Below are 26,683 nucleotides of genomic sequence, written 5' to 3'. Positions count from 1 at the left end.
TTTTTTGTGGGCGTGGCCGGGTTAGAATCGCCTCTCGTTTTTCGAGCGTGCCCGGAGACCCCATGCAACTCACCGACATCGACGGCGGCGCCTTACAGCGCGATGAGCTGGAACGTCTGATCGACCAGCACAAAGGCCCATTGCGTCTGATCGGAGTGGATTTGAGCGGCGCCGATCTGTCACGCATGGCCTTGGATCACTGGGTGTTCGAACGCTGCATCCTGGTCCAGACCTCCTTTCTCGGTTCGCGCCTGGAAGACACCCAATGGAAAAGCTGCCGCGCCAGCCTCGCCATTTTCGAAGCGGCCAACCTGCTCGAAGCGCAGTTCCACAGTTGTGACCTGAACAACACCCGGTGGCAGCGCAGCAAGCTGTCCCAGGCGAGTTTTGTACACTGCAAGTTGACCGGCGCCAACTTCACCCATTGCGCCTCCCTGGGCCTGAGTTTCAGCGAAACCCGGCTCAACAGTGCCTTTCTGTCCGGGCTGTCGTTTGCACGCACCGTGCTGAATAACCTGGATTTCTCCGACAGCGATTTGTCGGATGCTGACTTCCGCAAGGCGGAACTGATCGATTGCAGCCTGGCCCACGCCCGCATCAACGGCGCCAACTTCGCCGGTGCTGACCTGCGGGGTGCGGATTTGAGCGGGTTTCGCCTCAATGATGCCAAACTGTTCAAAGGCGCCGTGATTTCCAAAGCCCAGGCGTCGATGCTGCTTTCTGAGTTGGGCTTGTCCGTTGCTTAAGGTTTTTGAAAGATGCTGGTGATTTCCAACAACGTCCACCTGCCCGACGCCGAGATTGAGCTGACCGCCATTCGCGCCCAGGGTGCGGGTGGGCAGAACGTCAACAAGGTGTCGAGTGCGGTGCACCTGCGTTTTGACATCCCGGCGTCGTCGCTGCCGGAGTTCTATAAGGAGCGCTTGCTGGCGCTGCGCGACAGTCGTATCACCAGCGAGGGCGTGCTGGTGCTCAAGGCCCAGCAATACCGGACCCAGGAGCAGAACCGCGCGGATGCGTTGGAGCGTCTGGTGGAATTGATCCTCAGCGCCACCAAGGTGGAGAAGAAACGCCGCCCGACCAAGCCGACCCTGGGGTCGAAAAAGCGCCGCCTCGAATCCAAGACCAAGCGCGGCAGTATCAAGGCCGGGCGCGGCAAGGTCGACTTCTAGTCGCCACGCGCCTCACGGGCCTTGGGTGCCTGGCGGTACAGGTACACGCTCAGCAACAGACCACCGAGGGCGGCAAGCGCGGCGAACAGGAAGATCGACGCAAAGCCGAAGCCGGCTGCGACAGCCCCGGCGAGTGGTCCGGTGATGCCCAGTGAAAGATCGATAAACAGCGAGTAGGCGCCCACCGCCGAGCCGCGGCTGGAGGCTGGCACCAGGTTGACGGCTTCGACGCCCAAGGCCGGAAACACCAGGGAAAAGCCGAACCCACTCAACGCCGCGCCGGCCAGGGCCAGGTTTGCGTCCGGTGCCAGCCACAGCAACAGCAGGCCGAGGATCTCCACTGACAAGCAGGCAATCGCCACGCGAAAACCGCCGATCCGGTTGATCAGGTTGCCGAACAACAACCGCGCACCGATAAAGCTGGCGCCGAACAGGCTCAGGGCCCACACCGCGTTATCCCAATGCTGGGTGGTGTAATACAAGGTGATGAAGGTGGCGATGGTGCCAAAGCCGATGGAACCCAGCGCCAAGGCGCAACCGTGGGGCAATACGCGGCCCAGCACATTCATGAAGGGCAGGCGTACGCCGGCAACAATCGGTGCAGCGACTTTGTTCCAGGCCAGCAGCAGGCCGACGATGGCCAGCAGGATAATGCTGACCCCCATGCTCCACAGTCCGAAATGCCTCACCAGCAACACGCCCAGTGGTGCGCCGACGGCCAGCGCGCCGTAGCTGGCGATACCGTTCCAGGAAATCACCTTGGCGGTGTTCTGCGCACCGACCCGGCCGATGCCCCAACCGATGGCGCCCGAGCCCACCAGGCTTTCCGCGCTGCCAAGGACCAGGCGGCCGATTAACAAGCTGCCCAGGCTCAAGGCCGGCAGGCTTGAGAACCACGCCGCGAACAGCATGAACACACCGCTCAGGCCACAGCCCACCAGGCCGATCAGCACGGCGCGCTTACTGCCCAGGTTATCGATGATTTTGCCCGCATACGGGCGGCTCAGCAGGGTGGCCAGGTATTGCACGCTGATCACCAGGCCGGCAATCACCGCGCCGTAGCCCAGTTCACTGTGGACATAGCCTGGCAATACGGCGAGGGGAATGCCGATGTTCAGGTAGCCAATGAAGGTGAACAACACGATGGAAACAACTTGCAGCGTGACCGCCATGGGGCGCTGGGTATCGGGCATGGGAGAGGTCCACTGTCGCGGCAGGTAAAGATAGGCTGCTAATGATACCGGTGGTTTGGCTCGCGCAGGGCGGTAAAACGCAAAAACCTCAGCTCAGAAAGACGTCAGGCTTGGGTAGGGGCGAGCAATTGGGTGGTGACCAGGGCGGCCAGTGCGTTTTCCTGGGTGCCGAAACGCTTGAGCAGCAGTGCTTGTTTGTCGGCGCTGAGGCGGTTCCAGATCTCGACCATCTGCAAGGCAGCGTCGAGTAAGGCGGTGTCCGGGTTGTCGGGGAGGGTATCGGTCATGGCGGGCGTCTCGATTGATTCAGGCAGTGTGGAAAGCGCTCAATGTTGCGCTTTCCACACGGTCTGGTACGGCGTCAGTCCTGGCTTTCGCTGTCGACTGGTTTTGCTTCTTTGGCCTCAGGCTGTTTGTCACTGGCCTGCTGCGGTGTTGGCTGCTCTGTAGGGTGCAGGCTTGGGAAGGGGAGATTAGGTATCTCGTGCATCGTCGTCGCTCCTCGCAAGGTCTGTTTTTTCAATCGCAGGTGATTCCGCGCTCTCAAAAAGCCTTGGCAGGATACAGCACTGCAAATGACAAAAAGATTTTAATGTCGGCAGATGGATGAACTTTCATCGTTTAAACGGTCGTTTGGCTAGAAGGGTACCTTGCCCAGGATCATGTCGCGGTACATCACGAAATCCCCCAGCAGGCTGTAGAACGGGTGTTGAAAGGTCGCTGGGCGGTTCTTTTCGAAGAAGAAGTGGCCGATCCAGGCAAAGCTGTAACCGGCAATCGGCAAGGCGATCAACAGGAGAAGCGAACCTCTGCCAATGGCATACGCCAAAATGCCGATCACCAGCGTGGTGCCGATAAAGTGCAGGCGCCGGCACGTGCTGTTGGCGTGTTCGCTCAGGTAATACGGGTAGAACTCAGCAAAGCTGTTGAATCGCTTGACGTTTTCCACGGTGACCGGCCCTTTTGATTGTTGTACCGCCCAACAGATGTTCGGCGGGGAGCTTATTTGAGTCTAGAGTGATCAGTGGTAACAGCCAGTGACAATAGATGCCACTTTAGTATCCTTGGCTTCCTGGCTGCCGTTTGAGCCTGCTTTATTAAGAAGACGCCATGAGCGAACGAACAACTTCTGCAAGCTGGGCGATGGGGATAGTCAAGGCATTGGAAATGGACGGCCTGGATTGCCGCGCCTTGTTCAAGCAGCTCGGCCTCGACTACGCCGCCCTGAGCGACCCCGATGCACGGTTCCCGCAGGATTCCATGACCCGCCTGTGGCAGCGGGCGGTGGAGCTGTCGGGCAACCCGGCGATCGGCCTGAACATGGGCAAAGTGGTGCGCCCGGCGTCATTTCATGTGGCCGGTTATGCGTTGATGTCCAGCAATACCCTGGCCGAAGGCTTCATGCGCCTGGTGCGCTACCAGCGGATCATCGCTGAAAGCGCCGACCTGAGTTTCAGATTGGTCCCCGAAGGTTATGCGCTGATTCTGACGGTACACGGTGACCACCTGCCACCCACCCGGCAAAGTGCCGAAGCTTCGCTGGCCAGTGCCTTGGCCCTGTGTGGCTGGCTGACTGGTCGCACGCTGCAGCCTCGAAAAGTGGTGCTGCAAGGTGAGCAACCGGCGGACCTGGCACCCTATAAACAAGCTTTCCACGCGCCGCTGGAATTCAACGCGCCCTATGACGCGCTGATTTTCGAACAGGCCGACATGGACGCGCCGCTGCCCACGGCCAATGAGGCCATGGCCCTGCTGCATGATCGATTTGCCGGTGAATACCTGGCGCGTTTCTCGGAAAGCCGCGTGACCCACAAGGCGCGGCAGGTGTTGTGCCGCCTGTTGCCCCAGGGCGAGCCCAAGCGTGAAGTGGTAGCCCAGACGCTGCACTTGTCCCAGCGCACCTTGCAGCGGCGCTTGCAGGAGGAGGGCACCAGCTTCCAGACCCTGCTCGATGACACCCGCCGTGAACTGGCCGAGCAATACCTGGCGCAGCCCAGCATGACCCTGCTGGAAATTGCCTACCTGCTGGGCTTTGCTGACCCAAGCAACTTCTTCCGCGCATTTCGACGCTGGTTTGATGCCACGCCCGGCGAATACCGGGCGCGGTTGCTGGAAGTGTCAGGCGTCAGTGGCGCCAAAACGCCGGAATGCACAGAACAAAGACCGTAATGATCTCCAGCCGGCCGAGCAACATGCCCAGCGACAGGATCCACTTCGCCGCATCCGGCAGGCTGGCGAAATTACCCGCCGGGCCAATGGTTTCGCCCAGGCCCGGGCCTACGCCCGAGACAGTACTCGCGGCACCGGTCAAGGCAGTCATCCAGTCCAGGCCCAGCAGCGACAAGGCCAGGGCAATGGCGCAGATGGTGATGGCGAAGAAGAACGAAAAGGTCAGGATCGAGCGTACGATTTCTTCGTCAAGACGGTGGCCGTTGTACTTCTGCTTGATCACCGCACGTGGGTGAATCAGCTGGTTCAAGTTGGCTTTAAGCAGGATATAGGCGACCTGGAACCGGAAGATCTTGATCCCGCCCGCCGTGGAGCCCGAGCAGCCGCCGATAAAGCCCAGGTAGAAGAACAGCATCAGTGAGAAGTTGCCCCACAGGCTGTAGTCGCCCAGTGCAAAACCTGTAGTCGTCACCACCGACGTGACGTTCAGCGCCACATGACGCAGTGCGTCCAGCCAGTGCAGGTTGGTGGTCCACCAGTACCAGGTGCCGAGCACCAGCCAGGTCACGATCAACAAACCGAGCAGGCCTTGTACCTGCTGGTCCTTGATCAGCGCTCGGCGGTTGCCGCGCAATGTGGCCACGTACAAAGTGAACGGCAAACTGCCGAGGATCATCACCACCACCGCCACCCAGTGCACCGCCGGTTGTTTCCAGTGCGCCAGGGATTCATCAGAGGTGGAGAACCCACCGGTGGAAATCGCCGACATCGCGTGGTTGATCGCATCGAACAAGCCCATCCCAGCCCACCAGAACGCCAGGCTGCCGAGAATGGTAATACCCACGTAGGCCGCTACGATCAGCCGCGCCACCATGTGCGAGCGGGGCATGACCTTTTCCGAGCGGTCCGAGGATTCGGTCTGGAACAGGCGCATGCCACCGATGCGCAGCAGCGGCAGGATCGCTACTGCCATGCCGATAAAGCCGATACCGCCCAGCCAGTGCAGCAGTGAACGCCACATCAGGATGCCCGGCGACATGGCATCCAGGCCGCTCAGCACCGTGGAGCCAGTGGCGGTGATGCCGGACATGCTTTCGAAAAACGAGTCGGTGTAGCTGATGTGCTGGGTCAGCAAAAAGGGCAGCGCGGCGAATATGCACACCACCACCCAGCTTGTAACGGTCAGCAGGTACATGTCCCGCGGGCGCAAGTGCACATGCTCGGGACGACCGGGAATCACCAGGGCCAGGCCAGCGATAAAAGTGATCATGCTGGCCCACAGGAACGAGGGCAGGTCGCTGGTGCGTTCGAAGATCACCAGGGTTGCCATGGGCACAACCATCGCGATCGCAAGGGTGATCAGGAAGATGCCGATGATGAAACCGATGATGCGCAGGGTCGGCAACGCCATGAAATTCGCTCGGATGTTTGAGGTGGCGCCATTCTACCTGCGGTGCAGGTCTTGTAAACCGGGGCTTGGAAGCGATGTGAGTCTAATGTGGGAGCGGGCTTGCTCGCGAAGGCGGCGTGTCAGTTGAAGAATTTGTATCTGATAGACCGCATTCGCGAGCAAGCCCGCTCCCACATGGATTGTGTTGTGTCTGATTGATTGTCGACATCCGCGCACAAAAAAGGCGACCCGAAGGTCGCCTCATTTAATTGCGTACTGATCAGAACTCGTGATCAGCGCTGTCCGGGTTCAGGTCGCTGATGCCCAGCTTGCCCGCAGCGGCTTCGATCGAACCGGTCTGCTTGACCAGTGCCGCGATGGCGTCACGGACGATCTGATTGCCAGCATCGTTACCAGCAGCGATCAATTGGTCGTAGTGCTCACCCTTGTTGGCGTGGTCAACCATGACTTGGATCTTCGCTTCAGTCGCTGCCAGGTCCGCTTTCAATGCGGTATCGGCAGCCGGGTCGGCCTTGGCCACCAGGGATGACAGGCTGGCGCCGGTCATTTTGGTGCCGTCGACGCGGGTGTACTCGCCCAAATAGACGTTGCGGATACCCTTGGCGTCGTAGAAATGCGAGTTGTGGGTGTTGTCGCTGAAGCAGTCCTGCTCGTCTTCCGGCGAGTTGGCTTCCAGGGAAACCTTCATGCGCTCACCGGCCAGTTCGCCCAGGGACAGGCTGCCCATGCCGAACAGCATTTTGCGCAGGCCGTCGGTGGCAGGTTCTGCCTCCAGGGTGGCGCGGTAGTTGTCTTCGACGTTGGGTTTCCAGTTGCCGACCATTTCTTCCAGGTCACTGACCAGCAGTTGGGTCACAGCGCTCAGGTAGGCGCGGCGACGCTCGTTGTGGCCGCCGGTGGCGCCGTCGCCGGTCAGGTAGTCCGACGCAGGACGGTTGCCGGCACCTGGGCCGGTGCCGTTCAGGTCCTGGCCCCAGAGCAGGAATTCGATAGCGTGGTAGCCGGTGGCGACGTTGGCCTCGGAACCGCCCAGCTCGTTGAGGCTGGCGAGTTTTTCCGGGGTGATGTCTTTCACGTCGACCTTGTCTTCGCCGACCTGGATTTCGTTGTTGGCGATGATGTTAGCGGTAGCACCTGGGTTACCCAAGGCGTGTTCGTAGGACTTGTCGACGTAGTCGATCAGGCCTTCGTCCAGCGGCCATGCGTTCACCTGGCCTTCCCAGTCGTCGATGATGGTGTTGCCGAAGCGGAACACTTCGCTCTGCAGGTAAGGAACGCGAGCGGCGATCCAGGCGGTGCGCGCGGCTTTCAGGGTTTCGTCGTTCGGCTTGGCAAGGAATGCGTCGATCGCGGTTTGCAGGGTTTTCGCGGTGGACTCGGCATCGCTGTAGACCGCGAACACCATGTCAGCGTAATGCGCGACCACGGCCTTGGCGGCGGCTTCGTCGACCTGGCCGGCAGGCGTGGCAGCCGCTGGAGCGGTAGTGCTGGCAGCCGGGGTCGGCGCCTGGGGCGCTGCGGCCTTGTCTTTACCTTCGCCGCAACCGGCGAGAGAAATGGCAATGGCCAGCAGACTGGCGGTGGCCAGGGGCATACGAATCATGGCGAACATCCTGCTTCGGTTGTTGAGGGGGCGCGCGGGGGAGCGCAAAAACTGCGACATAATGCGAAAGATTTGCATTTTGTGTAAAGGGTTAAACGCGGGAAATATTCAGTATCGGTTTACCGGGTCAAAGAATTGCGGCGTTGTTGCGCTCCGACTGCTTCAAGAACGCCGCCAGCTCTCGCGCCGGCAAGGGTTTGCTGTAGTGGTAACCCTGACCTTCATGGCAGCCTTCGGAGATGATATAGGCCTCCTGCTCGGCGGTTTCCACGCCTTCGGCGATCACTTGCATGCCCAGGCTTTTGCCCAGTTGGATGATCGCCCGCACGATGGTGGCGTCGTCATCATCATCCAGCAGGTCCTGCACGAAGCTCTTGTCGATCTTGATCTTGTCCAGAGGTAGGCTTTTTAGATAGCTGAGGGATGAGTAGCCGGTGCCGAAGTCATCAATCGCAATCAATGCTCCGGAACGGCGCAGGCTCAGCAGGTGCTGAGCGGCGGTGCTGATGTCTTCCATCAGGCCGGTCTCGGTGACTTCCAGTTCCAGGCTGCGCGGTGGCAGGCGGTAGATCTGCATCAGGTTGTTGACCACCCGCGGCAACTCGGTGTGGTGTAACTGCACGGTGGACAGGTTGACCGCCATGCGCAGCTCGGTGAAACCCAGGTCGTGCCATTCGCGTAGCTGTCGGCAGGCCTGGTCCAGCACCCATTCGCCAATCGGGATGATAGTGCCGTTCTGCTCGGCCAAGGGGATAAACAGATCCGGCGGCACCAGGCCGTGTTCCGGGTGCTGCCAGCGGATCAGCGCTTCCACGCCGACCACATGATGATCGCGGTAGCTGATCTGCGGCTGGTACACCAGGTGGAACTGGTCGCGGCTGAGGGCGTCGCGCAGGTCTTTTTCCAGCTCACGGCGACGGCGCATTTCGCTGTCAACGCTGGCGATATAGAACTGATAGCGATTGCGCGAGCGGGTCTTGGCGAGGGTCATGGTCTGCTCGGCTTTCTGCAGCAGCTTTTCGGTGCTGTCGCCGTCTTCCGGGAACAGGGTGATACCGATCGTGGCGCGCAGGCGGATGCCTTCGTGGTCGAGAGCGAATTCCGCTTCCAGGTCATCGAGGATGCTTTGCGCCAGTTCGGCGGCCTCGTAGGGCTGGTCGATATCGGCCTGCACCAGCGCGAACTGGTCGCCGCCCAATCGGGCCAGTGCGCCAAGGCGACCGCTGTGGGCGCGCAAGCGGTCAGCCAACGCCAATAGCAGTTTGTCGCCAGCCTGGTAGGTGAACTGCTCGTTGACACTTTTGAAGTCGTCCAGCCCCACACACAGCACAGCCACACGGCGCTGGCGGCGGCCGGCGTCGATAAGGATCTTGTCCAACTGCTCCTGTAGCTTTTGGCGGTTCGGCAGGCCAGTCAGGAAATCGTACTGCGCCATGCGCAGCAGGCTGCTTTCAGCTTCATGGCGCAGATGGGTATTGCGTTCGATGGATTCAAGCAACTGATTGGCAGTATTGATCCACAACCCCAGTTCGTTGCGCTCGTGGCCCTTGAGCTGCGGGATCTTGTGTTCGCTGGGCCGGTCGGGGTTGATGGAGGTCAGGTGCTCGATGATCCGTGACAGCGGCTTGGTCAGCAGCCAGTGGTAGACCAGGTACAGCACCAGCCCCATCGCCAGCGCGCGCAACACCCCGGAAATAAAGATGATCACCGAACTGACAATAAACCCCTTGCCGTAGGTGGCCGTGTCAAGGGTGATGCTCAGGTCGCCGTAATACTCGCTGTAGGGGCCTTTGCCGACCAAAGCGGTGGTGAATGTGCGTTCCTGGCCGAGTATCAGATCGGTCAACCAACGGCTGGACGATTGCTGCAGGGCGCGGCTTTTTTCGGCCAGCATGGTCTCGTTGGGATGGCCGATGGACGCCATGCGCACGGCGTCATCCTGGAACAGGCCCTCAATCACTTGCATGCCCATCTCGCGGTCCAGGCTGTAGACGGCCTGGGTCGAGGGGTCGCGAAACATGTCGAGGATGCGCTGGGCATCGCCGGCCACGGCCTGGCGCGTCTTGTAGGCATCGAAAACGATCTGCGCCACGCTCAGCGCTACGCCCACGATCAATGCCGACAGCAGCACAACCCGTAGCAACTTCACCGACAAGCTGTTCTTGAGTTCCAGCTTCAAAGGGTCATTCCTTGTTCCATGCGGGTAGCCTCAATATGCCATGAGTATTGGCAATCTGGTGAGGGCAGTCAAAGGAACATTGGGGTAAAACCGGGTTTGAAGCGGGAGGCGAGGCGGATTGCTGTCCGCCTGCCCGTTACGAGGCCGCAGCGACGGGTCGTTTAGAACGTCAGCGTGCGTTTTCCGATTTCCTGTGTGTTCGAAAAATCCACTGATTTCTGGGTGGGTTCGAAAGTCTGGTCAAGCATCTTGCCCAAAGCCTTGGCTGCGACGTCAGCAAAGGGTTGGGCCAGCGGTGCGAGGGACTTGGTGATGTCGCCAGCGGTTTTGACGAGGTCGCCAACGATAGGCAGAGCTGCGAGTGCGCCAATGGTCATGGTGATTTCTCCGACAGATAAGAAAGGCTGATTCCTCTCCAGAGACTGCGTGGCCAAGGCTTGTCACTCGGTTCCATGGCGCATGAAAAAGCCCGGCATTCGCCGGGCTCTTTTTTACTGCAAGCAGTGCTTAGGCAGTGAAGGTCTTGCCTTCGAACTGCTCAGCCACGAACTTCCAGTTGACCAGGTTCCAGAACGCTTCCACATACTTTGGACGCACGTTGCGGTAGTCGATGTAGTAGGCATGTTCCCACACGTCGCAGGTCAGCAGCGGGGTGTCGCCGTTGGTCAGCGGGTTGCCGGCGCCGATGGTGCTGGCCAGTGCCAGGGAACCGTCAGCCTTTTTCACCAGCCAGCCCCAACCGGAACCGAAGGTGCCGACGGAGGTTTTGGTGAACTCTTCCTTGAACTTGTCGAACGAACCGAACGCGGCGTTGATAGCTTCAGCCAATGCGCCGGTTGGTTGGCCGCCGGCGTTTGGCGCCAGGCAGTTCCAGTAGAAAGTGTGGTTCCAGACCTGAGCGGCGTTGTTGAAGATGCCGCCCGAAGAGGATTTGACGATCTCTTCCAGGGTCTTGCCTTCGAACTCGGTGCCTGGCACCAAGTTGTTCAGGTTCACGACGTAGGTGTTGTGATGCTTGTCGTGGTGATATTCCAAGGTTTCCTTGGAGATGTGCGGCTGCAGGGCATCGTGTGCGTAGGGCAGCGGCGGCAATTCGAAAGCCATGATGATTCTCCTAATCAGGTCAGTTGCGGTGAGCGCAAGGCCGATCACGGGCGGCCAAACAAGCGCCGGGGAGTTTGTACTCTTTGCGGCGCAGGGTCCGGATCATAGCACCGGGGGTGCGGCAAAACCACGCAACAACTGTGTGGGATAGAGGTTCCAGAGCGTTTTGGAATATTCCTCAGGCGGTGATCAGTTGATAGGCCACGCTGAACATCATCGCGGCCACCAACAGGTCGAGCAAACGCCACGTGGCCGGGCGTGCCAGCCAGGGGGCCAGCCACGCTGCGCCGAGTGCCAGGGTGGCGAACCACAGGAACGACGCGCTGGCGGCACCGGCCACGTAGGCGCCGGGCTCGGTCTGTTGGGCGCCGAGTGAGCCGATCAGCAACACGGTGTCCAGGTACACGTGCGGGTTGAGCAAGGTCACGGCCAGTGCGCTCAGCAGCACCGCGCGCAGTGAGCGCACCTTGAGATTGTCGCCTTGGTCCAGGCTTTGTTTCGAAAACGCCCGACGCAGTGCGCAGGCGCCGTACCAGATCAGGAATGCCGCGCCGCCCCAACGTGCCACCGCCAGCAGCACCGGGCTTTGCGCCAGCACCGTAGCCAGGCCGAACACCCCTGCGGCGACCAGCAAGGCATCACACACCACGCATAGCGCGGCGACGGGCAGGTGATGTTCGCGGCGCAGGCTTTGCGCCAGCACAAAGGCATTCTGAGTGCCGATGGCCATGATCAGGCCCAGCGCCACCAGCAAACCATTCAGATAACTCTGCCACATAGCATTTACTCCGCGTCTGCTGCCAGTTGCCGCAACACCTGCAGGGCGCGCTCGGCATCGGCACGCCCGACGAACAGGTGGTCGTGGTAATAGCCGGCAATTACATTGCAACTGATGCCGGCCTGGCCCAGCGCACTGGCGAAAGCGGCGGTGAGGCCTACGGCTTCCAGGGCCGAATGCACGTTCAAGGTGATCCACGCGGCGACGTAGTCAAACGCCAGGCCGGCCTGTTCCGCTTGTTGACGTTCAACGATCAGGGTCAGGCCTTCCTGCTCGCGAAAGCTGCCGATCACCTCGCAGCCAGCCGGGATGCGGTTGTCGGGCACGGTGCAGAACACGTAGTCGCCGTCGTTGAGCTGGGGGCTCATGCTGCGCAGCAGGGTTGCCAGGGCGATTTCGCCAGCCATGGGAGGTTCCTTATAAAGAGAGAAGCGATGCTGGCTATTCTCAGGGTGCAGGCTGTATAAGAAAAACCAATATTGCTGATCGCTCATTAGAGAAACTGATGTTCGACTATAAATTGCTCTCTGCCTTGGCGGCAGTGGTGGAACAGGCCGGCTTCGAACGCGCCGCACAAGTGCTGGGACTGTCGCAGTCGGCAATCTCCCAGCGCATCAAGTTGCTGGAGGCGCGCATTGGCCAGCCGGTATTGGTGCGGGCCACACCGCCGACGCCCACCGATATCGGCCGGCGCCTGCTCAATCATGTGCAACAGGTGCGCCTGCTGGAGCGTGACCTGCAAAGCCAGGTGCCAGCGCTGGATGAAGAGGGCATGCCCGAACGCCTGCGCATCGCGTTGAACGCCGACAGCCTCGCCACGTGGTGGGCCGAGGCCGTCAGTGGGTTTTGCGCTGAGCAGCATCTGCTGCTGGATTTGGTCGTGGAAGACCAGACCGTCGGTCTCAAACGCATGCGCGCGGGTGAAGTAGCGGCTTGTATCTGCGCCAGCGAGCGTCCGGTGGCGGGCGCGCGCAGCCTGTTGCTGGGTGCCATGCGCTATCGCGCGCTGGCCAGTCCGGCCTTTATCGCCCGGCACTTTCCCCAGGGCGTACGGGCGGATCAACTGGCGCGCACCCCGGCATTGGTGTTCGGGCCGGATGATTTCCTGCAGCACCGCTACCTGGCATCCCTCGGCGTGGACGGCGGTTTCGAGCATCATTTATGCCCATCGTCCGAAGGCTTCATCCGCTTGACGGAGGCGGGCCTGGGGTGGGGGCTGGTGCCGGAATTGCAGGTTCGCGACCAGTTGGAAAAGGGCATATTGGTCGAGTTATTGCCAGATAAGCCCATCGATGTGCCGTTGTACTGGCATCATTGGCGCAGTGGCGGGCAACTGTTGGGCTTGTTGACCGATCATCTGGCCCAGGCCTGTGGTCAATGGTTGGTGCCGTTGGAGTGATGGCGCGCGTCAAGGCAACAGCGATGAAAAACGAAAGAACATGGGGTAATACATGAAGATTCTGGTCACCGGCGCAAGCGGCTTCATTGGCGGACGCTTTGCGCGTTTCGCCCTGGAGCAGGGCCTGGACGTGCGGGTCAACGGGCGACGTGCCGAAGGTGTGGAGCACCTGGTCAGGCGCGGCGCCGAGTTTATCCAGGGTGATCTGAATGACGCCGACCTGGTACGCGACCTGTGCCGTGACGTTGAAGCCGTGGTGCATTGCGCTGGCGCCGTCGGCCTATGGGGCAAGTATCAGGATTTTCATCAAGGCAACGTGCTGGTCACCGAGAACGTCGTCGAAGCCTGCCTCAAGCAGCACGTCGGGCGTTTGGTGCATTTGTCATCGCCCTCCATCTACTTTGACGGCCGCGACCACCTGGGCCTGACCGAAGAGCAAGTGCCCAAGCGCTTCAAGCACCCTTATGCCGCCACCAAATACCTGGCCGAGCAAAAGGTGTTCGGTGCCCAGGAATTCGGCCTCGAAGTGATTGCCCTGCGTCCGCGATTCGTCACGGGCGCCGGCGACATGAGCATCTTCCCGCGCCTGTTGAACATGCAGCGCAAGAACCGCCTGGCCATCGTCGGCAACGGCCTGAACAAGGTCGATTTCACCAGCGTGCACAACCTCAACGAAGCCTTGCTCAGCAGTTTGCTCGCGCCGGGCTCGGCACTGGGCAGGGCCTACAACATCAGCAACGGTGCGCCGGTGCCGGTGTGGGATGTGGTGAACTACGTGATGCGTAAAATGGAGATGCCGCAGGTGACGCGGTATCGGTCCTACGCTTTGTCCTACAGCGTGGCGGCGCTCAACGAGGCGTTTTGCGCGATGTGGCCCGGGCGTCCGGAGCCGTCGCTGTCGCGCCTGGGCATGCAAGTGATGAACAAAGATTTCACCCTCGACATCAGCCGCGCCAGGCATTATCTGGACTACGAGCCCAAGGTCAGCCTGTGGACTGCCCTGGACGAGTTCTGCAGTTGGTGGAAAGCCCAGGATCCGGGGGGCAAGTAAGCACACAAGCGGCAACACTTCGGGAACCGAATCCGGCGTTCCGAGTCGATCAGTGCGCCGGGAACGCGGTTTATACTCCCGTCGCTCGCCACTTCACCGATTCAGGGTTGATACATGCGCAACGATGCTAAAGACGACTTCGACAACGTTCCCAGCCTGCGGGCCGATGTCGGGGATGACGATGATTTCGAATCCACCCCAGCCACCTCGGTGCGCTCGCGCAACACCAAGGTGGTCAAGGTCAAGAGCGCCAGCACCGGGCCATTGTGGGCCTTGATCGGCGCGCTGCTGATCGCCTTTGCGGGCCTGGCCTGGTGGAGCTTCCAGCAGATCTCCCTGATGGGCCAGCAGTTGGTGGCCACCCAGGAAAGCTTCGCGCGCATCAGCGAGGAAGCGGCGGGGCGCCTGCAGGACATTTCCGGCAAGGTGGTGGCCAGTGAGGCCAGCGTCAACAATGGCAGTGAGGCGCTGAAACTGCAGATCAAGCAGCTTGAAAACCAGTTGCTGGAGCAGGGCAAGCAGCAAGTCGGCGTGGCCGGGCAAGCCACCGAGTTGGATAAGCGTCTGGCGCAAATGACCGCCAGCACCACCGACCTGTCCAATGCCAACAGCAAGCTGCAGGGCCAGGTCCAGGCGCTGACCGACGCCGTGGCGACACTTAAAGCGTCGCAAGGTGATGTCGGCAAGCGTGATAGTGAAATCAAAGAGCTTTCCGCTGACGTGGCCGCCTTGAAGAAACAGGGCAACCCGAGTGCCGCCATTGCACGTATAGAGCAGGACCTTGTGGTGCTCAAGAGCGCCCAGGAGAACCAGCCGGCCAACAGCGATGCTCCGACCAATAAAGAGTTCGACGTGTTCCGCATCCAGACCACGCGCAACATCACGACCTTGCAAAGCCAGGTGCAGAACCTGAACCAGCAACTTAACGCGCCGGCGAAGATCACCCCTCTCGGCCAATAACGCGGCGATGGAAATGTCACCACTTGGTGACATTTCCCATCCCCTTCGTTACTTGCCGCCACCTCGCCCTTGTTTAGACTCCGGTCATCCCACAAAAAACAATAAGGGCTAACCATGACCACGCAACCACTGCCTGCCAGCAGTTGGCTGAACGCGCCTGCCCATCACGCTTGGCTCGCGGCCGAAGGTCAGCGCCTGCTGGCGTTTGCCAAGCCGTCCCGACTGCCCGACGGCTTTGGCAACCTGGACGACAAAGGCCAGTTACCGGCCGATGCCCACGCCGAAACCATGAACACTGCCCGCATGACTCACAGCTTTGCCATGGCTCACGCCCTGGGCATGCCGGGGTATGCCGAGCTGGTTGCACATGGCGTTGCAGCCCTCAGTGGACCACTGCGTGACAGTGAACACGGTGGCTGGTTCGCCACGGCCTACGCCCTTGATGGCAACCGTGGCAAGGCCGCTTACCTGCACGCGTTTGTTGCCCTGGCCGCCAGCTCGGCGGTAGTGGCTGGTGCGCCGGGTGCACACACCCTTCTGACCGACGCCATCCATATCATCGACCAGTTTTTCTGGAGCGAAGAGGAAGGCGTGATGCTCGAATCGTTCGCCCAGGACTGGAGCGGCATCGAAGCCTATCGCGGCGCCAACAGCAACATGCACGCCACCGAAGCCTTCCTCGCGCTGGCCGATGTCACCGGCGATACACGCTGGCTGGACCGCGCGCTGCGTATTGTCGAGCGCGTGATCCACACCCACGCCGCCGGCAACCAGTTCATGGTGATCGAACATTTCGACACGCACTGGCAACCTTTGCTCGGTTACAACGAAGACAACCCCGCCGACGGCTTTCGCCCCTACGGCATCACCCCCGGCCACGGTTTTGAGTGGGCGCGGCTGGTGCTGCACCTGGAGGCCGCGCGCCTGCAAGCCGGGCTCGCCACGCCCGAGTGGCTGGTGACCGATGCCAAGGGCCTGTTCGCCAGCGCGTGCGAATACGCCTGGTCCGTGGATGGCGCCCCCGGCATTGTCTACACCCTCGACTGGAACCAGCGCCCGGTGGTGCGTGAACGTCTGCATTGGACCCACGCTGAAGCCAGCGCCGCTGCCCAGGCCCTGCTCAAACGTACGGCCGAGTTGCATTACGAAACCTGGTACCGGCGTTTCTGGGAGTTTTGCGAAACCCACTTCATCGACCGTGTCCACGGCAGTTGGCACCACGAACTCAGTCCACACAATCAACCCAGCAGCAACATCTGGGGTGGCAAGCCGGACCTGTACCATGCCTGGCAAGCGGTATTGCTGCCTGCGCTGCCGCTGGCGCCAAGCATGGCCAGTGCCATCGGTGCTGGGCGCTATGTCACCAGATGGTGACATTTGTGCATCCCTTTGTTACCTGCGCCTGAAAAATCCATGTTTAAACTCCGTGCAGCGCAAGCCTAAGACTTGCATGCATAACAACAAGAAAAGGTACTCAGATGAACGCGATTAATCGCCTCGCCGTCGCTATTTCCATTGCCTCGTTGTTTCCTCTCTCTGCATTTGCCGCCGACTCGAAAGGTACGGTTGAAGTTGTGCATTGGTGGACCTCGGGCGGTGAGAAGGCGGCCGTAGATGTCCTGAAGGCCCAAGTTGAGAAAGATGGCTTCGTCTGGAAAGACGGCGCCGTCGCAGGTGGCGGTGGCGCCACCGCCATGACCGTGCTGAAAAGCCGCGCGGTCGCCGGTAACCCGCCAGGTGTTGCCCAGATCAAAGGCCCCGACATTCAGGAATGGGCGTCCACTGGCCTGCTCGACACAGACGTGCTCAAAGACGTCGCCAAAGAAGAGAAGTGGGACTCCCTGCTCGACAAGAAAGTCTCCGATACCGTGAAGTACGACGGTGACTACGTCGCCGTACCGGTCAACATCCACCGCGTGAACTGGCTGTGGATCAACCCGGAAGTCTTCAAGAAAGCCGGTATCACCAAGAACCCGACCACCCTCGAAGAATTCTACGCAGCCGGCGACAAGCTGAAAGCCGCGGGCTTCATTCCGCTCGCCCACGGTGGTCAGCCTTGGCAGGACAGCACCGTGTTCGAAGCGGTCGTTCTGTCTGTGATGGGTGCCGATGGCTACAAGAAAGCTCTGGTTGATCTGGATAACGCTGCGCTGACCGGTCCGGAAATGGTCAAGTCGCTGACCGAACTGAAGAAAGTCGCGACCTACATGGACGTCGACGGTAAAGGTCAGGACTGGAACCTCGAAGCGGGCAAGGTCATCAACGGCAAGGCCGGTATGCAGATCATGGGTGACTGGGCCAAGTCCGAATGGACCGCCGCCAAGAAAGTCGCCGGCAAGGACTACGAGTGCGTAGCCTTCCCAGGCACCGACAAAGCCTTCACCTACAACATCGACTCCCTGGCGGTGTTCAAGCAGAAAGACAAAGGCACTGCGGCTGGTCAGCAGGACATTGCCAAAGTCGTGCTGGGTGAGAACTTCCAGAAAGTGTTCAGCATCAACAAGGGTTCGATCCCTGTTCGCAACGACATGCTGAACAAAATGGATTCCTACGGCTTCGACTCCTGCGCCCAGACCGCTGCCAAGGACTTCCTGGCAGACGCCAAGACCGGCGGCCTGCAGCCAAGCATGGCGCACAACATGGCCACTACCCTGGCTGTGCAAGGTGCGTTCTTTGATGTCGTGACCAACTACATCAACGACCCGAAAGCCGACCCGGCCGACACCGCCAAGAAACTTGGCGCTGCGATCAAGTCAGCCAAGTAACACAACCCATCTGTAGGAGCGAGCTTGCTCGCGAAAAACTCAAGATCACCGCGTTCATCCTGTATGCACGCGTTATCGTTGAAGTCCTTCGCGAGCAAGCTCGCTCCTACAGGGGACGGTTCATCTGCTAGTCCTTTTTCCCTGTACTGGATTTTCCCATGAGTTCTGTTGCTGTGTTCAGCAAAGCCTCGCCGTTCGATGCACTGCAGCGCTGGCTACCCAAACTGGTGCTGGCGCCCAGCATGTTCATCGTGTTGGTGGGCTTCTACGGCTACATCCTGTGGACGTTTGTACTCTCGTTCACCAATTCCACGTTCCTGCCAAGCTACAAATGGGCGGGCCTTGCGCAATACGCGCGGTTGTTCGACAACGACCGCTGGTGGGTAGCGAGCAAGAACCTGGCCGTGTTTGGCGGGATGTTCATCGGCATCACGCTGGTTATCGGCGTGACCCTGGCGATCTTCCTCGACCAGAAGATCCGTCGCGAAGGCTTTATCCGCACCATTTACCTGTACCCGATGGCGCTCTCGATGATCGTCACCGGTACGGCCTGGAAATGGCTGCTCAACCCGGGCATGGGCCTGGACAAACTCCTGCGTGACTGGGGCTGGGAAGGCTTTCGTCTCGACTGGCTGATCGACCCGGACCGCGTGGTCTACTGCCTGGTGATCGCCGCTGTCTGGCAAGCCTCCGGCTTCATCATGGCGATGTTCCTCGCGGGCCTGCGCGGTGTCGATCAATCGATCGTGCGTGCCGCGCAGATCGACGGTGCGAGCCTGCCGCGCATCTACTGGAGCGTGGTGCTGCCAAGCCTGCGTCCGGTGTTCTTCAGTGCGGTGATGATCCTGGCGCACATTGCGATCAAGAGCTTCGACCTGGTGGCGGCGATGACGGCTGGCGGCCCCGGCTACTCGTCCGACCTGCCGGCGATGTTCATGTACTCGTTCACCTTCAGCCGTGGCCAGATGGGCATGGGTTCGGCCAGTGCCATCCTGATGCTCGGTGCGATCCTCGCGATCATCGTGCCTTACCTCTACTCCGAGCTGAGGACCAAACGTAATGACTAGTCTCGCCTCCAAATCACCTATCAGCCTGAGTCGCATCGCGATCTACGCGGTGCTGATTCTTGCCGTGCTGCTGTACCTGGTGCCGCTGGTGGTGATGCTGCTCACCAGCTTCAAGACCCCGGAAGATATCAGCTCCGGCAACCTGCTGAGCTGGCCGACCGTGGTTACCGGCATTGGCTGGGTCAAGGCCTGGGCCACTGTGGACGGCTACTTCTGGAACTCGATCAAGATCACCGTTCCAGCCGTACTGATCTCCACCGCCATCGGTGCATTGAACGGTTATGTGCTGTCGTTCTGGCGCTTCAAAGGCTCGCAACTGTTCTTCGGCCTGCTGTTGTTCGGCTGCTTCCTGCCGTTCCAGACCGTGCTGCTGCCGGCGTCGTTCACCCTCGGCAAAATGGGTCTGGCCAGCACCACCACTGGCCTGGTGTTTGTGCACGTGGTCTACGGCCTGGCGTTTACCACGCTGTTCTTCCGTAACTACTACGTGAGCATTCCGGATGCGCTGATCAAGGCCGCGCGCCTGGACGGTGCGGGTTTCTTCACCATCTTCCGTCAGATCATTCTGCCGATGTCGACCCCGATCATCATGGTCTGCCTGATCTGGCAGTTCACCCAGATCTGGAACGACTTCCTGTTCGGTGTGGTGTTCTCCAGCGGCGACTCCCAGCCCATCACGGTGGCGCTGAACAACCTGGTCAACACCAGCACCGGGGCCAAGGAATATAACGTGGATATGGCGGCGGCGATGATCGCCGGGCTGCCGACCCTGCTGGTCTATGTGATCGCAGGCAAGTATTTCGTGCGCGGCCTCACGGCCGGCGCGGTCAAGGGGTAATCATGGCTACGCTTGAACTTCGCAATGTAAACAAGACCTATGGCGCCGGCCTGCCCGACACCTTGAAGAACATCGAACTGTCGATCAAGGAAGGCGAATTCCTGATCCTGGTCGGCCCTTCGGGGTGCGGCAAATCCACGCTGATGAACTGCATCGCCGGGCTTGAGACCATCACTGGCGGCGCGATCATGATCGGCGACCAAGACGTGAGTGGCATGAGCCCCAAGGACCGTGACATCGCCATGGTGTTCCAGTCCTACGCGCTGTACCCGACCATGAGCGTGCGCGAGAACATCGAGTTCGGCCTCAAGATCCGCAAGATGCCCCAGGCCGATATCGATGCCGAAGTGGCGCGCGTGGCCAAGCTGCTGCAGATCGAACACCTGCTCAACCGCAAGCCTGGCCAACTCTCCGGCGGCCAGCAACAACGCGTGGCCATGGGCCGTGCCCTGGCGCGTCGGCCGAAGATCTACCTGTTCGACGAACCGCTGTCCAACCTCGACGCCAAGCTGCGCGTCGAGATGCGTACCGAAATGAAACTGATGCACCAGCGTCTCAAGACCACCACGGTCTACGTGACCCACGACCAGATCGAAGCGATGACCCTGGGCGACAAGGTGGCGGTGATGAAGGACGGCATCATCCAGCAGTTCGGCACCCCGAAAGAGATCTACAACAACCCGGCCAACCAGTTCGTGGCGAGCTTCATTGGTTCGCCACCGATGAACTTCGTGCCCCTGCGCCTGCAACGCAAGGACGGTCGCCTGGTGGCCCTGCTCGACAGCGGCCAGGCCCGTTGCGAGCTGGCGCTGAACACCACAGACGCCGGCCTGGAAGACCGCGACGTGATCCTCGGCTTGCGTCCGGAGCAAATCATGCTGGCGGTGGGCGAGGCCAACAGTGCCTCAAGCATTCGTGCCGAAGTCCAGGTGACCGAGCCGACTGGCCCGGACACCCTGGTGTTCGTGCAGCTCAATGACACCAAGGTCTGCTGCCGCCTGGCACCCGACGTGGCACCGCAGGTGGGCGAGACCCTGACCCTGCAATTCGATCCTTCCAAGGTACTGCTGTTCGACGCCAACACGGGCGAGCGACTGGGCACTGCTTCTTCATTGCCCGCACAGGGGCATGCCGACAATGTGGCCCAATTCAAAGGCCGTTGAAGCAGATAACTTGTTGTTTTAGATAAAAAAAGTAAACCGCGTTAGATAAAAACAGTTTAATAACAATAAAGACGAGGATGTAGGGATGAAAAAGCAACACAACAACACTCGGCTGATCTGCCAACTGTCAGCTGCAGCAGCCCTGGTATTGTCCGCCAATGCGATGGCAGACGATGCATTCAGCTCCAGTTCCAAGTGGATGACGGGCGATTGGGGTGGCGAGCGTACCAAGCTGATCGAGCAAGGTATCGACATCAAGGCTGACTACGTTGGGGAGATGGGCTACAACGCCAAAGGTGGTTACAACGACGACAAGACCGGTCGCTACTCTGACCAGTTCGGTCTCGGTGTGGCACTGGACCTGCAAAAGCTGTGGGGCTGGGATAACACCCAGGCCAAGATCCAGTTGACCAACCGTAATGGCCAAAACATCTCCAACGACCGTATTGGTGACCCGCGTGCCGGCACGCTGAGCTCGTCTCAAGAAGTTTACGGCCGTGGCCACATGGTGCGTCTGACCCAATTCTGGATTCAGCACCAGATGTTCGACAACAAGCTGGACGTGAAACTCGGTTACTTCGGCGAAGGCGAAGACTTCAACACCTTCCCATGCGACTTCCAGAACCTGTCGTTCTGCGGCTCGCAAGTGGGTAACTACGTCAACACCTGGTACAACTGGCCCGTCAGCCAGGCCGCGATCCGCGTGAAGTACAACATCACGCCTGAGCTGTATGCGCAAATCGGTGCGTACAACCAGAACCCATCGCAACTGGAGCACGGCAACGGCTTCAAACTCAGCGGCAGCGGCACCAAGGGCACCGTGATTCCGGTGGAATTGGTTTGGTCGCCGAAGGTCAACAACCTACCTGGCGAATACCGTGTGGGTTACTACAAGAGCGCGGCTGATGCTCCGGATGTGCGTGAAGACGTCAACGGTGGCAATGCGGTCCTCACGGGTGAAAGCTTCCGTACCCGCAGCAGCAAGAAAGGCTACTGGTTCGTTGCCCAACAGCAACTCACCACGCATAACGGCGACGCTTCCCGCGGCCTGAACATCGCGGCCAACGCCACCTTCCACGACAAGGAAACCAACCTGGTCGACAACTACCAGTCGATCATGCTGGTGTACAAAGGCCCATTCGACGCGCGTCCAAAAGACGACATCGGTATTGGCGTGGCTCGCCTGCACGTGAATGATGACGTAAAGAAAAACTCTGAACTGCTCAACGCCGCCAATGGCGTGAGCGACTATGACAACCCGCTGTACACGCCGATTCGCGAGACCGAGTACAACGTCGAACTCAACTACGGCTTCAAGGTGACCAACTGGCTGACCGTGCGTCCTAACCTGCAATACGTCGTCCAGCCTGGCGGCGTGGACAAAGTCGACAACGCGTTGGTGGCCGGTCTGAAAATCCAGTCTACGTTCTAACGCTGTTGCGATAAGCTCCTCCTCTCTGTGCGCATTTTGCGGGTAGCCATGGCTACCCGCTTTTTTTGGGCGGCACCGTGAAGACATTCAGGACTGTGGCACATGCATGAGCAACCGCTGCAACGCTTTTTCAAATCCCTGCGCGAGCGCCCGGTGTTCGCCTGGGAGCGCTTTCAGATGCGTGACGTGTTGGTGATCGACCATCCGCTGTGCCAGGCGGTGTTCAGTCGCCAGGGCGCGCAATTGCTGCACTTTCAGCCTACCGGTCAGAAGCCTTGGTTGTGGTGTGCGGCCAAGTGGCCGCAAGTCGGCGCCATCCGTGGTGGCGTTCCAGTGTGCTGGCCGTGGTATGGCCGTCACCCGAGCGAAAATGCCTGGCCTTCCCATGGCTGGGCGAGGCTGATCGACTGGAAACTGCTCGACAGCAGCACCGACGACGACGGCGTACGCCTGCACTGGCAATTGCAGTTGTGCGACTGGCAAGTCGACCTGCACGCGCATCTGGGCGAAACCCTGGAACTGCGCCTGAGCACCGAGCATCAGGACGAACTGCCGTGCCAATTGAGTCACGCGTTGCATGCTTACTGGCGTATTGGTCACGTCGATGAGGTAGCGCTGTCTGGGCTTGAGGGGGCACAAGGTTACGACCAGCTCAATCGCCAGGTTTGCCAGCAGGAAGGTGAGCTACGCGTGGAGGGCGGGTGCCAACGGGTGTTCCAGCACGAAGGCGAATTACAGCTCAAGGATCACGCCTGGCAGCGTGAATTGTGCATTGATACGGGCGACAGCGCCGACACGGTGGTGTGGCACCCAGGCAGCCGGCCACTGTTGGGCGTGAGCTTCAATGAGGCGTCGGGGTTTGTGTGCGTGGAGTCGGCGATGGCCGGGGCGAGCCTGGCGCCGGGGGAGCGGGCGCATCTCAGCCTGCAGGCAAGAGCGGGGGTTTAGCGTGGCATTGCGGTTGTTGTGGGCGGGCTTGTTGTGGTGAGCGGGCTTGCCCCGCGCTGGGCTGCGAAGCAGCCCCATTACAGGCGCGGTGTAGGTACCTGATGTACCGAGGTGCCCGTTTTTCAGGGCGGCTTCGCCACCCAGCGCGGGGCAAGCCCGCTCACCACATACAAACTCCCTCTCACCAGCAGCGGTGTTGCAGGTTTAGTTGAACTCATCCCCCACCGGATACCGGCTGTCATTCAAGCTCTCTTTGATCTTGCGCAAATGCGGCTGGAAATCCACCCCGCGACGCAACGTCATGCCGGTTGCCAGCACGTCCAGCACCGTCAGTTGGATAATCCGCGAGGTCATCGGCATGTAGATGTCGGTGTCTTCCGGCAACGGGATGTTCAGGCTCACCGTGCTGGCCTTGGCCAGCGGTGAGTTCTCGGCGGTCACGCCCAGTACGGATGCGCCATTCCCACGTGCGATGCGCGCCACTTCCACCAACTCACGGGTACGCCCGGTGTAGGAAATGATCACGAACAACTCGCCCGTGTGTGCCACCGACGCGATCATGCGCTGCATCAGCACGTCGGCGTGGGCGGTCACCGCCAGATTGAAGCGGAAGAACTTGTGCAGGGCATCCATCGCCACCGGGGCCGAAGCGCCCAGGCCGAAGAAGTGGATCTGCCGTGCCTGGATCAACAGGTCCACGGCCTTGCTGATCAGGTTCGGGTCGAGTGCCTGGCAGGCACTGTCCAGCGATGCAATGGCGCTGCCAAAGATCTTCTGGGTGTAGGCCTCAGGGTTATCATCGGCCTCCACCGCACGGCTGACGTAAGCGGCACCACTGGCCAGGCTTTGCGCCAGCTGTAATTTCAGTTCAGGGTAGCCGCTCACGCCGAACGAACGGCAGAAACGGTTGACCGTCGGTTCACTGACCGAAGCGGCCTGGGCGAGGGCAGCGATCGAGAAGCGGGTGGCCTGCTGTGGGTTGAGCAGGATGACTTCGGCGACTTTGCGCTCGGCCTTGTTCAATTCTTCGAGGCGGTTCTGGATCTGTTCCAGAAGATTTCGCACGCGGTCCATTCAGTCTTTCCTTCGGGCGACGATGCAAATTAGGGTGGCAACCAATCGATGAGTGGTCTTTTGCGGTGGCCTATCCTACTGAGGGTAGCTGAACACCACCACTCGGAATGCGTATTTCGGGAAAATGTTGTGGTTATTACTACATTTTTCCTTGAGTGATGCCTTGAAAAAAGGTATTTGTAGCTTAACTTGATAAAAGAACAAACATCATGCCTTCGATAACCGTAGAACCCTGCACCTTTGCCCTGTTTGGCGCCTTGGGTGATCTGGCGCTGCGCAAGTTATTTCCTGCCCTCTATCAACTCGATGGCGCCGCGCTCCTGCACGACGATACGCGCATCCTGGCCCTGGCTCGTGAAGCCGGTTCCGAGCAACAGCACCTGGCGCACATTGAAAAAGAATTGCGTAAATACGTCGGCAAGGAACTGGACGAAGCCATCGCCCAGCGTTTCCTGGCGCGCCTGACCTATGTTCACGTCGACTTCATGAAAGCCGATGACTACGTGGCCCTGGCGGAAATCGCCGGCACCGAACAACGCTTGATCGCCTACTTTGCCACCCCGGCGGCGGTGTACGGCGCGATTTGCGAGAACCTGTCCAAGGTCGGCCTGGCGGAAAACACCCGCGTGGTGCTGGAAAAGCCCATCGGTTCGGACCTGGAATCCTCGCGCAAGGTCAACGACGCCGTGGCGCAGTTCTTTCCGGAGAACCGCACCTACCGCATCGACCACTACCTAGGCAAAGAGACCGTCCAGAACCTGATCGCCCTGCGTTTCGCCAACAGCCTGTTCGAAACCCAGTGGAACCAGAATTACATCTCCCACGTGGAAATCACCGTGGCCGAGCAGGTCGGTATCGAAGGCCGTTGGGGCTACTTCGACAAGGCCGGCCAACTGCGCGACATGATCCAGAACCACTTGCTGCAGTTGCTATGCCTGATCGCCATGGACCCGCCGGCCGACCTGTCCGCCGACAGCATTCGCGACGAGAAGGTCAAGGTGCTCAAGGCCCTGGCGCCGATCAGCCCGGACGGTCTGACCACCCAGGTGGTGCGCGGCCAATACATCGCTGGCTACAGCGCCGGCAAGCCGGTGCCGGGGTACCTGGAGGAAGAGAATTCCAACACCCAGAGCGACACTGAGACCTTCGTCGCTCTGCGTGCCGATATTCGCAACTGGCGTTGGGCCGGAGTGCCGTTCTACCTGCGCACCGGCAAGCGCATGCCGCAGAAGCTGTCGCAGATCGTCATTCACTTCAAGGAACCGTCCCACTACATCTTCGCTCCCGAGCAGCGCCTGCAGATCAGCAACAAACTGATCATCCGCCTGCAGCCGGACGAAGGTATTTCCTTGCGCGTGATGACCAAGGAGCAGGGCCTGGACAAGGGCATGCAACTGCGCAGCGGCCCACTGCAACTGAATTTTTCCGACACCTACCGCAGCGCCCGGATCCCGGATGCCTACGAGCGGTTGTTGTTGGAAGTGATGCGCGGCAATCAGAACCTGTTTGTTCGCAAAGATGAAATCGAAGCCGCGTGGAAGTGGTGTGACCAGTTGATCGCCGGGTGGAAGAAATCCGGTGATGCGCCCAAGCCGTACGCGGCGGGGTCCTGGGGGCCGATGAGCTCCATTGCACTGATCACGCGGGATGGGAGGTCGTGGTATGGCGATATCTGATTTGAAACTGCCCCAGGGCGTAACCCCCCACGAGTACCGCACCCCGGTGCTGTTGGCGGAAGGGCTGGCTAATGACGTGGCCGAGCAATTGCGCACGGCCATCAGTGCCCGTGGCGAAGCGACCCTGGTAGTGTCCGGTGGCCGCAGCCCCGTGGCGTTTTTCCAGCACCTGGCCAAGCAGGCGCTGGACTGGTCCAAGGTCACCATTACCCTGGCCGACGAGCGGTGGGTGCCGGTGGAACACGCCGACAGCAATGCAGGTTTGCTCAAGCAGCACCTGCTGCAAGGCCCGGCGGCCAAGGCCAAGTTCCTGAGCCTGTACAGCGCTGCCGCCAACCTCGAAGACGCTGCCGAGCAGGCCGATCGCCTGCTGGCCGAATTGCCAGCCATTGATGTGCTGGTCCTGGGCATGGGCGATGACGGCCACACCGCATCGCTGTTTCCCAACAGCCCGAACCTGAGCCAGGCCCTGCAGGCCGACGGTACCCGCCGTTGCTGGCCGATGCTGGCGCCGACCGTGCCGCACCAGCGCCTGACCATGAGTCGCGCGTTGCTGGCCACGGCGAACTACACCGTGCTGTCGATTTCCGGCAGTTCGAAATTGACCACCTTGAGCGCCGCGCTGGCCAGTGACGACGTTGCTGCCATGCCGATTCGCGCGTTTTTGCAACCTACATTAGAGATTTACTGGTGCCCATGAG

26 protein-coding genes are annotated in these 26,683 nt (G+C 60.3%); 15 read left to right on the top strand and 11 right to left on the bottom strand.

Annotated elements, in window-relative coordinates; genetic code table 11:
* Positions 1 to 62 precede the first annotated feature (62 nt).
* Positions 63 to 746, top strand: coding sequence for a pentapeptide repeat-containing protein (locus tag U367_RS0115590; protein WP_028617715.1), 684 nt, complete (start codon positions 63 to 65; stop codon positions 744 to 746).
* Positions 747 to 758: 12 nt separating this feature from the next.
* Positions 759 to 1,172 (top strand): alternative ribosome rescue aminoacyl-tRNA hydrolase ArfB, encoded by a 414-nt coding sequence (gene arfB / locus U367_RS0115585; protein WP_016975416.1) that lies wholly within the window; start codon positions 759 to 761, stop codon positions 1,170 to 1,172.
* Here the strand turns inward: arfB and U367_RS0115580 are convergent.
* The 3 genes from U367_RS0115580 to U367_RS0115570 form a co-directional block, all read right to left on the bottom strand.
* Entirely contained in the window at positions 1,169 to 2,365 is a 1,197-nt protein-coding gene (locus tag U367_RS0115580) for an MFS transporter (RefSeq protein WP_028617714.1), read from the bottom strand. The two genes, arfB and U367_RS0115580, sit on opposite strands and share 4 nt — an antisense overlap.
* Positions 2,366 to 2,469: 104 nt before the next feature.
* On the bottom strand, positions 2,470 to 2,652 hold the full coding sequence (locus U367_RS0115575) for a hypothetical protein (protein WP_028617713.1): 183 nt from the start codon (positions 2,650 to 2,652) through the stop codon (positions 2,470 to 2,472).
* Between the two features lie 350 nt (positions 2,653 to 3,002).
* Positions 3,003 to 3,314 (bottom strand): DUF962 domain-containing protein, encoded by a 312-nt coding sequence (locus U367_RS0115570; protein ID WP_016975413.1) that lies wholly within the window; start codon positions 3,312 to 3,314, stop codon positions 3,003 to 3,005.
* Positions 3,315 to 3,475: 161 nt separating this feature from the next.
* Here U367_RS0115570 and U367_RS0115565 point away from each other — a divergent pair, with 161 nt between their 5' ends.
* Positions 3,476 to 4,534: an AraC family transcriptional regulator gene (locus tag U367_RS0115565; protein ID WP_028617712.1), complete on the top strand. Its 1,059-nt coding sequence runs from the start codon at positions 3,476 to 3,478 to the stop codon at positions 4,532 to 4,534.
* On the opposite strand, the gene U367_RS0115560 is transcribed toward U367_RS0115565, so the two are convergent.
* From U367_RS0115560 to U367_RS0115530, 7 genes are all read right to left on the bottom strand, one after another.
* Positions 4,491 to 5,945, bottom strand: a complete 1,455-nt coding sequence (locus U367_RS0115560; protein WP_028617711.1) for a TrkH family potassium uptake protein — start codon at positions 5,943 to 5,945, stop codon at positions 4,491 to 4,493. The genes U367_RS0115565 and U367_RS0115560 overlap by 44 nt on opposite strands.
* 259 nt (positions 5,946 to 6,204) lie before the next feature.
* Positions 6,205 to 7,548: an imelysin family protein gene (locus U367_RS0115555; protein WP_028617710.1), complete on the bottom strand. Its 1,344-nt coding sequence runs from the start codon at positions 7,546 to 7,548 to the stop codon at positions 6,205 to 6,207.
* 127 nt (positions 7,549 to 7,675) lie between these two features.
* The gene (locus U367_RS0115550; RefSeq protein WP_028617709.1) at positions 7,676 to 9,727 is read right to left on the bottom strand and encodes a putative bifunctional diguanylate cyclase/phosphodiesterase; all 2,052 of its coding nucleotides are present in this window, start codon (positions 9,725 to 9,727) and stop codon (positions 7,676 to 7,678) included.
* A gap of 161 nt (positions 9,728 to 9,888) precedes the next feature.
* On the bottom strand, positions 9,889 to 10,104 hold the full coding sequence (locus U367_RS0115545) for a hypothetical protein (protein ID WP_028617708.1): 216 nt from the start codon (positions 10,102 to 10,104) through the stop codon (positions 9,889 to 9,891).
* Positions 10,105 to 10,234: 130 nt separating this feature from the next.
* Positions 10,235 to 10,831: a superoxide dismutase gene (locus tag U367_RS0115540; protein WP_003175739.1), complete on the bottom strand. Its 597-nt coding sequence runs from the start codon at positions 10,829 to 10,831 to the stop codon at positions 10,235 to 10,237.
* Between the two features lie 178 nt (positions 10,832 to 11,009).
* Positions 11,010 to 11,609 (bottom strand): LysE/ArgO family amino acid transporter, encoded by a 600-nt coding sequence (locus U367_RS0115535; RefSeq protein WP_028617707.1) that lies wholly within the window; start codon positions 11,607 to 11,609, stop codon positions 11,010 to 11,012.
* A gap of 5 nt (positions 11,610 to 11,614) precedes the next feature.
* Entirely contained in the window at positions 11,615 to 12,016 is a 402-nt protein-coding gene (locus U367_RS0115530; RefSeq protein WP_028617706.1) for an ACT domain-containing protein, read from the bottom strand.
* Positions 12,017 to 12,114: 98 nt separating this feature from the next.
* On the opposite strand from U367_RS0115530, the gene U367_RS0115525 reads away from it, so the two are divergent.
* From U367_RS0115525 to U367_RS0115480, 10 genes are all read left to right on the top strand, one after another.
* Complete coding sequence (locus tag U367_RS0115525) at positions 12,115 to 13,008, top strand: LysR family transcriptional regulator ArgP (RefSeq protein ID WP_016975403.1); 894 nt, start codon at positions 12,115 to 12,117, stop codon at positions 13,006 to 13,008.
* Between the two features lie 52 nt (positions 13,009 to 13,060).
* Positions 13,061 to 14,059 (top strand): NAD-dependent epimerase/dehydratase family protein, encoded by a 999-nt coding sequence (locus U367_RS0115520; protein WP_028617705.1) that lies wholly within the window; start codon positions 13,061 to 13,063, stop codon positions 14,057 to 14,059.
* A gap of 114 nt (positions 14,060 to 14,173) precedes the next feature.
* On the top strand, positions 14,174 to 15,019 hold the full coding sequence (locus tag U367_RS0115515; RefSeq protein ID WP_028617704.1) for a hypothetical protein: 846 nt from the start codon (positions 14,174 to 14,176) through the stop codon (positions 15,017 to 15,019).
* A 114-nt stretch (positions 15,020 to 15,133) separates the two neighbouring features.
* Positions 15,134 to 16,393, top strand: a complete 1,260-nt coding sequence (locus U367_RS0115510; protein WP_028617703.1) for a D-mannose isomerase — start codon at positions 15,134 to 15,136, stop codon at positions 16,391 to 16,393.
* A 104-nt stretch (positions 16,394 to 16,497) separates the two neighbouring features.
* Complete coding sequence (locus U367_RS0115505; protein ID WP_028617702.1) at positions 16,498 to 17,784, top strand: ABC transporter substrate-binding protein; 1,287 nt, start codon at positions 16,498 to 16,500, stop codon at positions 17,782 to 17,784.
* 158 nt (positions 17,785 to 17,942) lie between these two features.
* Positions 17,943 to 18,851, top strand: coding sequence for a carbohydrate ABC transporter permease (locus U367_RS0115500; protein WP_028617701.1), 909 nt, complete (start codon positions 17,943 to 17,945; stop codon positions 18,849 to 18,851).
* Entirely contained in the window at positions 18,844 to 19,689 is an 846-nt protein-coding gene (locus U367_RS0115495; protein WP_016975397.1) for a carbohydrate ABC transporter permease, read from the top strand. Before U367_RS0115500 ends, U367_RS0115495 begins: the two co-directional genes overlap by 8 nt.
* 2 nt (positions 19,690 to 19,691) lie before the next feature.
* Positions 19,692 to 20,852, top strand: a complete 1,161-nt coding sequence (locus U367_RS0115490; protein ID WP_028617700.1) for an ABC transporter ATP-binding protein — start codon at positions 19,692 to 19,694, stop codon at positions 20,850 to 20,852.
* A gap of 85 nt (positions 20,853 to 20,937) precedes the next feature.
* Positions 20,938 to 22,284 (top strand): carbohydrate porin, encoded by a 1,347-nt coding sequence (locus U367_RS0115485; RefSeq protein WP_028617699.1) that lies wholly within the window; start codon positions 20,938 to 20,940, stop codon positions 22,282 to 22,284.
* A gap of 102 nt (positions 22,285 to 22,386) precedes the next feature.
* The gene (locus tag U367_RS0115480) at positions 22,387 to 23,232 is read left to right on the top strand and encodes a D-hexose-6-phosphate mutarotase (protein WP_028617698.1); all 846 of its coding nucleotides are present in this window, start codon (positions 22,387 to 22,389) and stop codon (positions 23,230 to 23,232) included.
* A 204-nt stretch (positions 23,233 to 23,436) separates the two neighbouring features.
* Here U367_RS0115480 and U367_RS0115475 read toward each other — a convergent pair whose 3' ends face one another.
* Positions 23,437 to 24,297 (bottom strand): MurR/RpiR family transcriptional regulator, encoded by an 861-nt coding sequence (locus U367_RS0115475; RefSeq protein WP_174890969.1) that lies wholly within the window; start codon positions 24,295 to 24,297, stop codon positions 23,437 to 23,439.
* Positions 24,298 to 24,515: 218 nt separating this feature from the next.
* Between U367_RS0115475 and zwf the strand changes: the two genes are divergently transcribed.
* Positions 24,516 to 25,982 (top strand): glucose-6-phosphate dehydrogenase, encoded by a 1,467-nt coding sequence (gene zwf, locus U367_RS0115470; RefSeq protein WP_028617697.1) that lies wholly within the window; start codon positions 24,516 to 24,518, stop codon positions 25,980 to 25,982.
* Positions 25,969 to 26,682, top strand: coding sequence for a 6-phosphogluconolactonase (pgl, locus tag U367_RS0115465; RefSeq protein WP_028617696.1), 714 nt, complete (start codon positions 25,969 to 25,971; stop codon positions 26,680 to 26,682). Before zwf ends, pgl begins: the two co-directional genes overlap by 14 nt.
* The last annotated feature ends 1 nt before the right edge of the window (position 26,683 follow it).

Origin of the sequence: Pseudomonas canadensis (genome assembly GCF_000503215.1) — a bacterium.
GTDB classification, from domain to species: domain Bacteria; phylum Pseudomonadota; class Gammaproteobacteria; order Pseudomonadales; family Pseudomonadaceae; genus Aquipseudomonas; species Aquipseudomonas canadensis.
The sequence above is the reverse complement of the archived record's forward strand: the minus strand, read 5'-3'. Positions and strand labels throughout refer to the sequence as shown.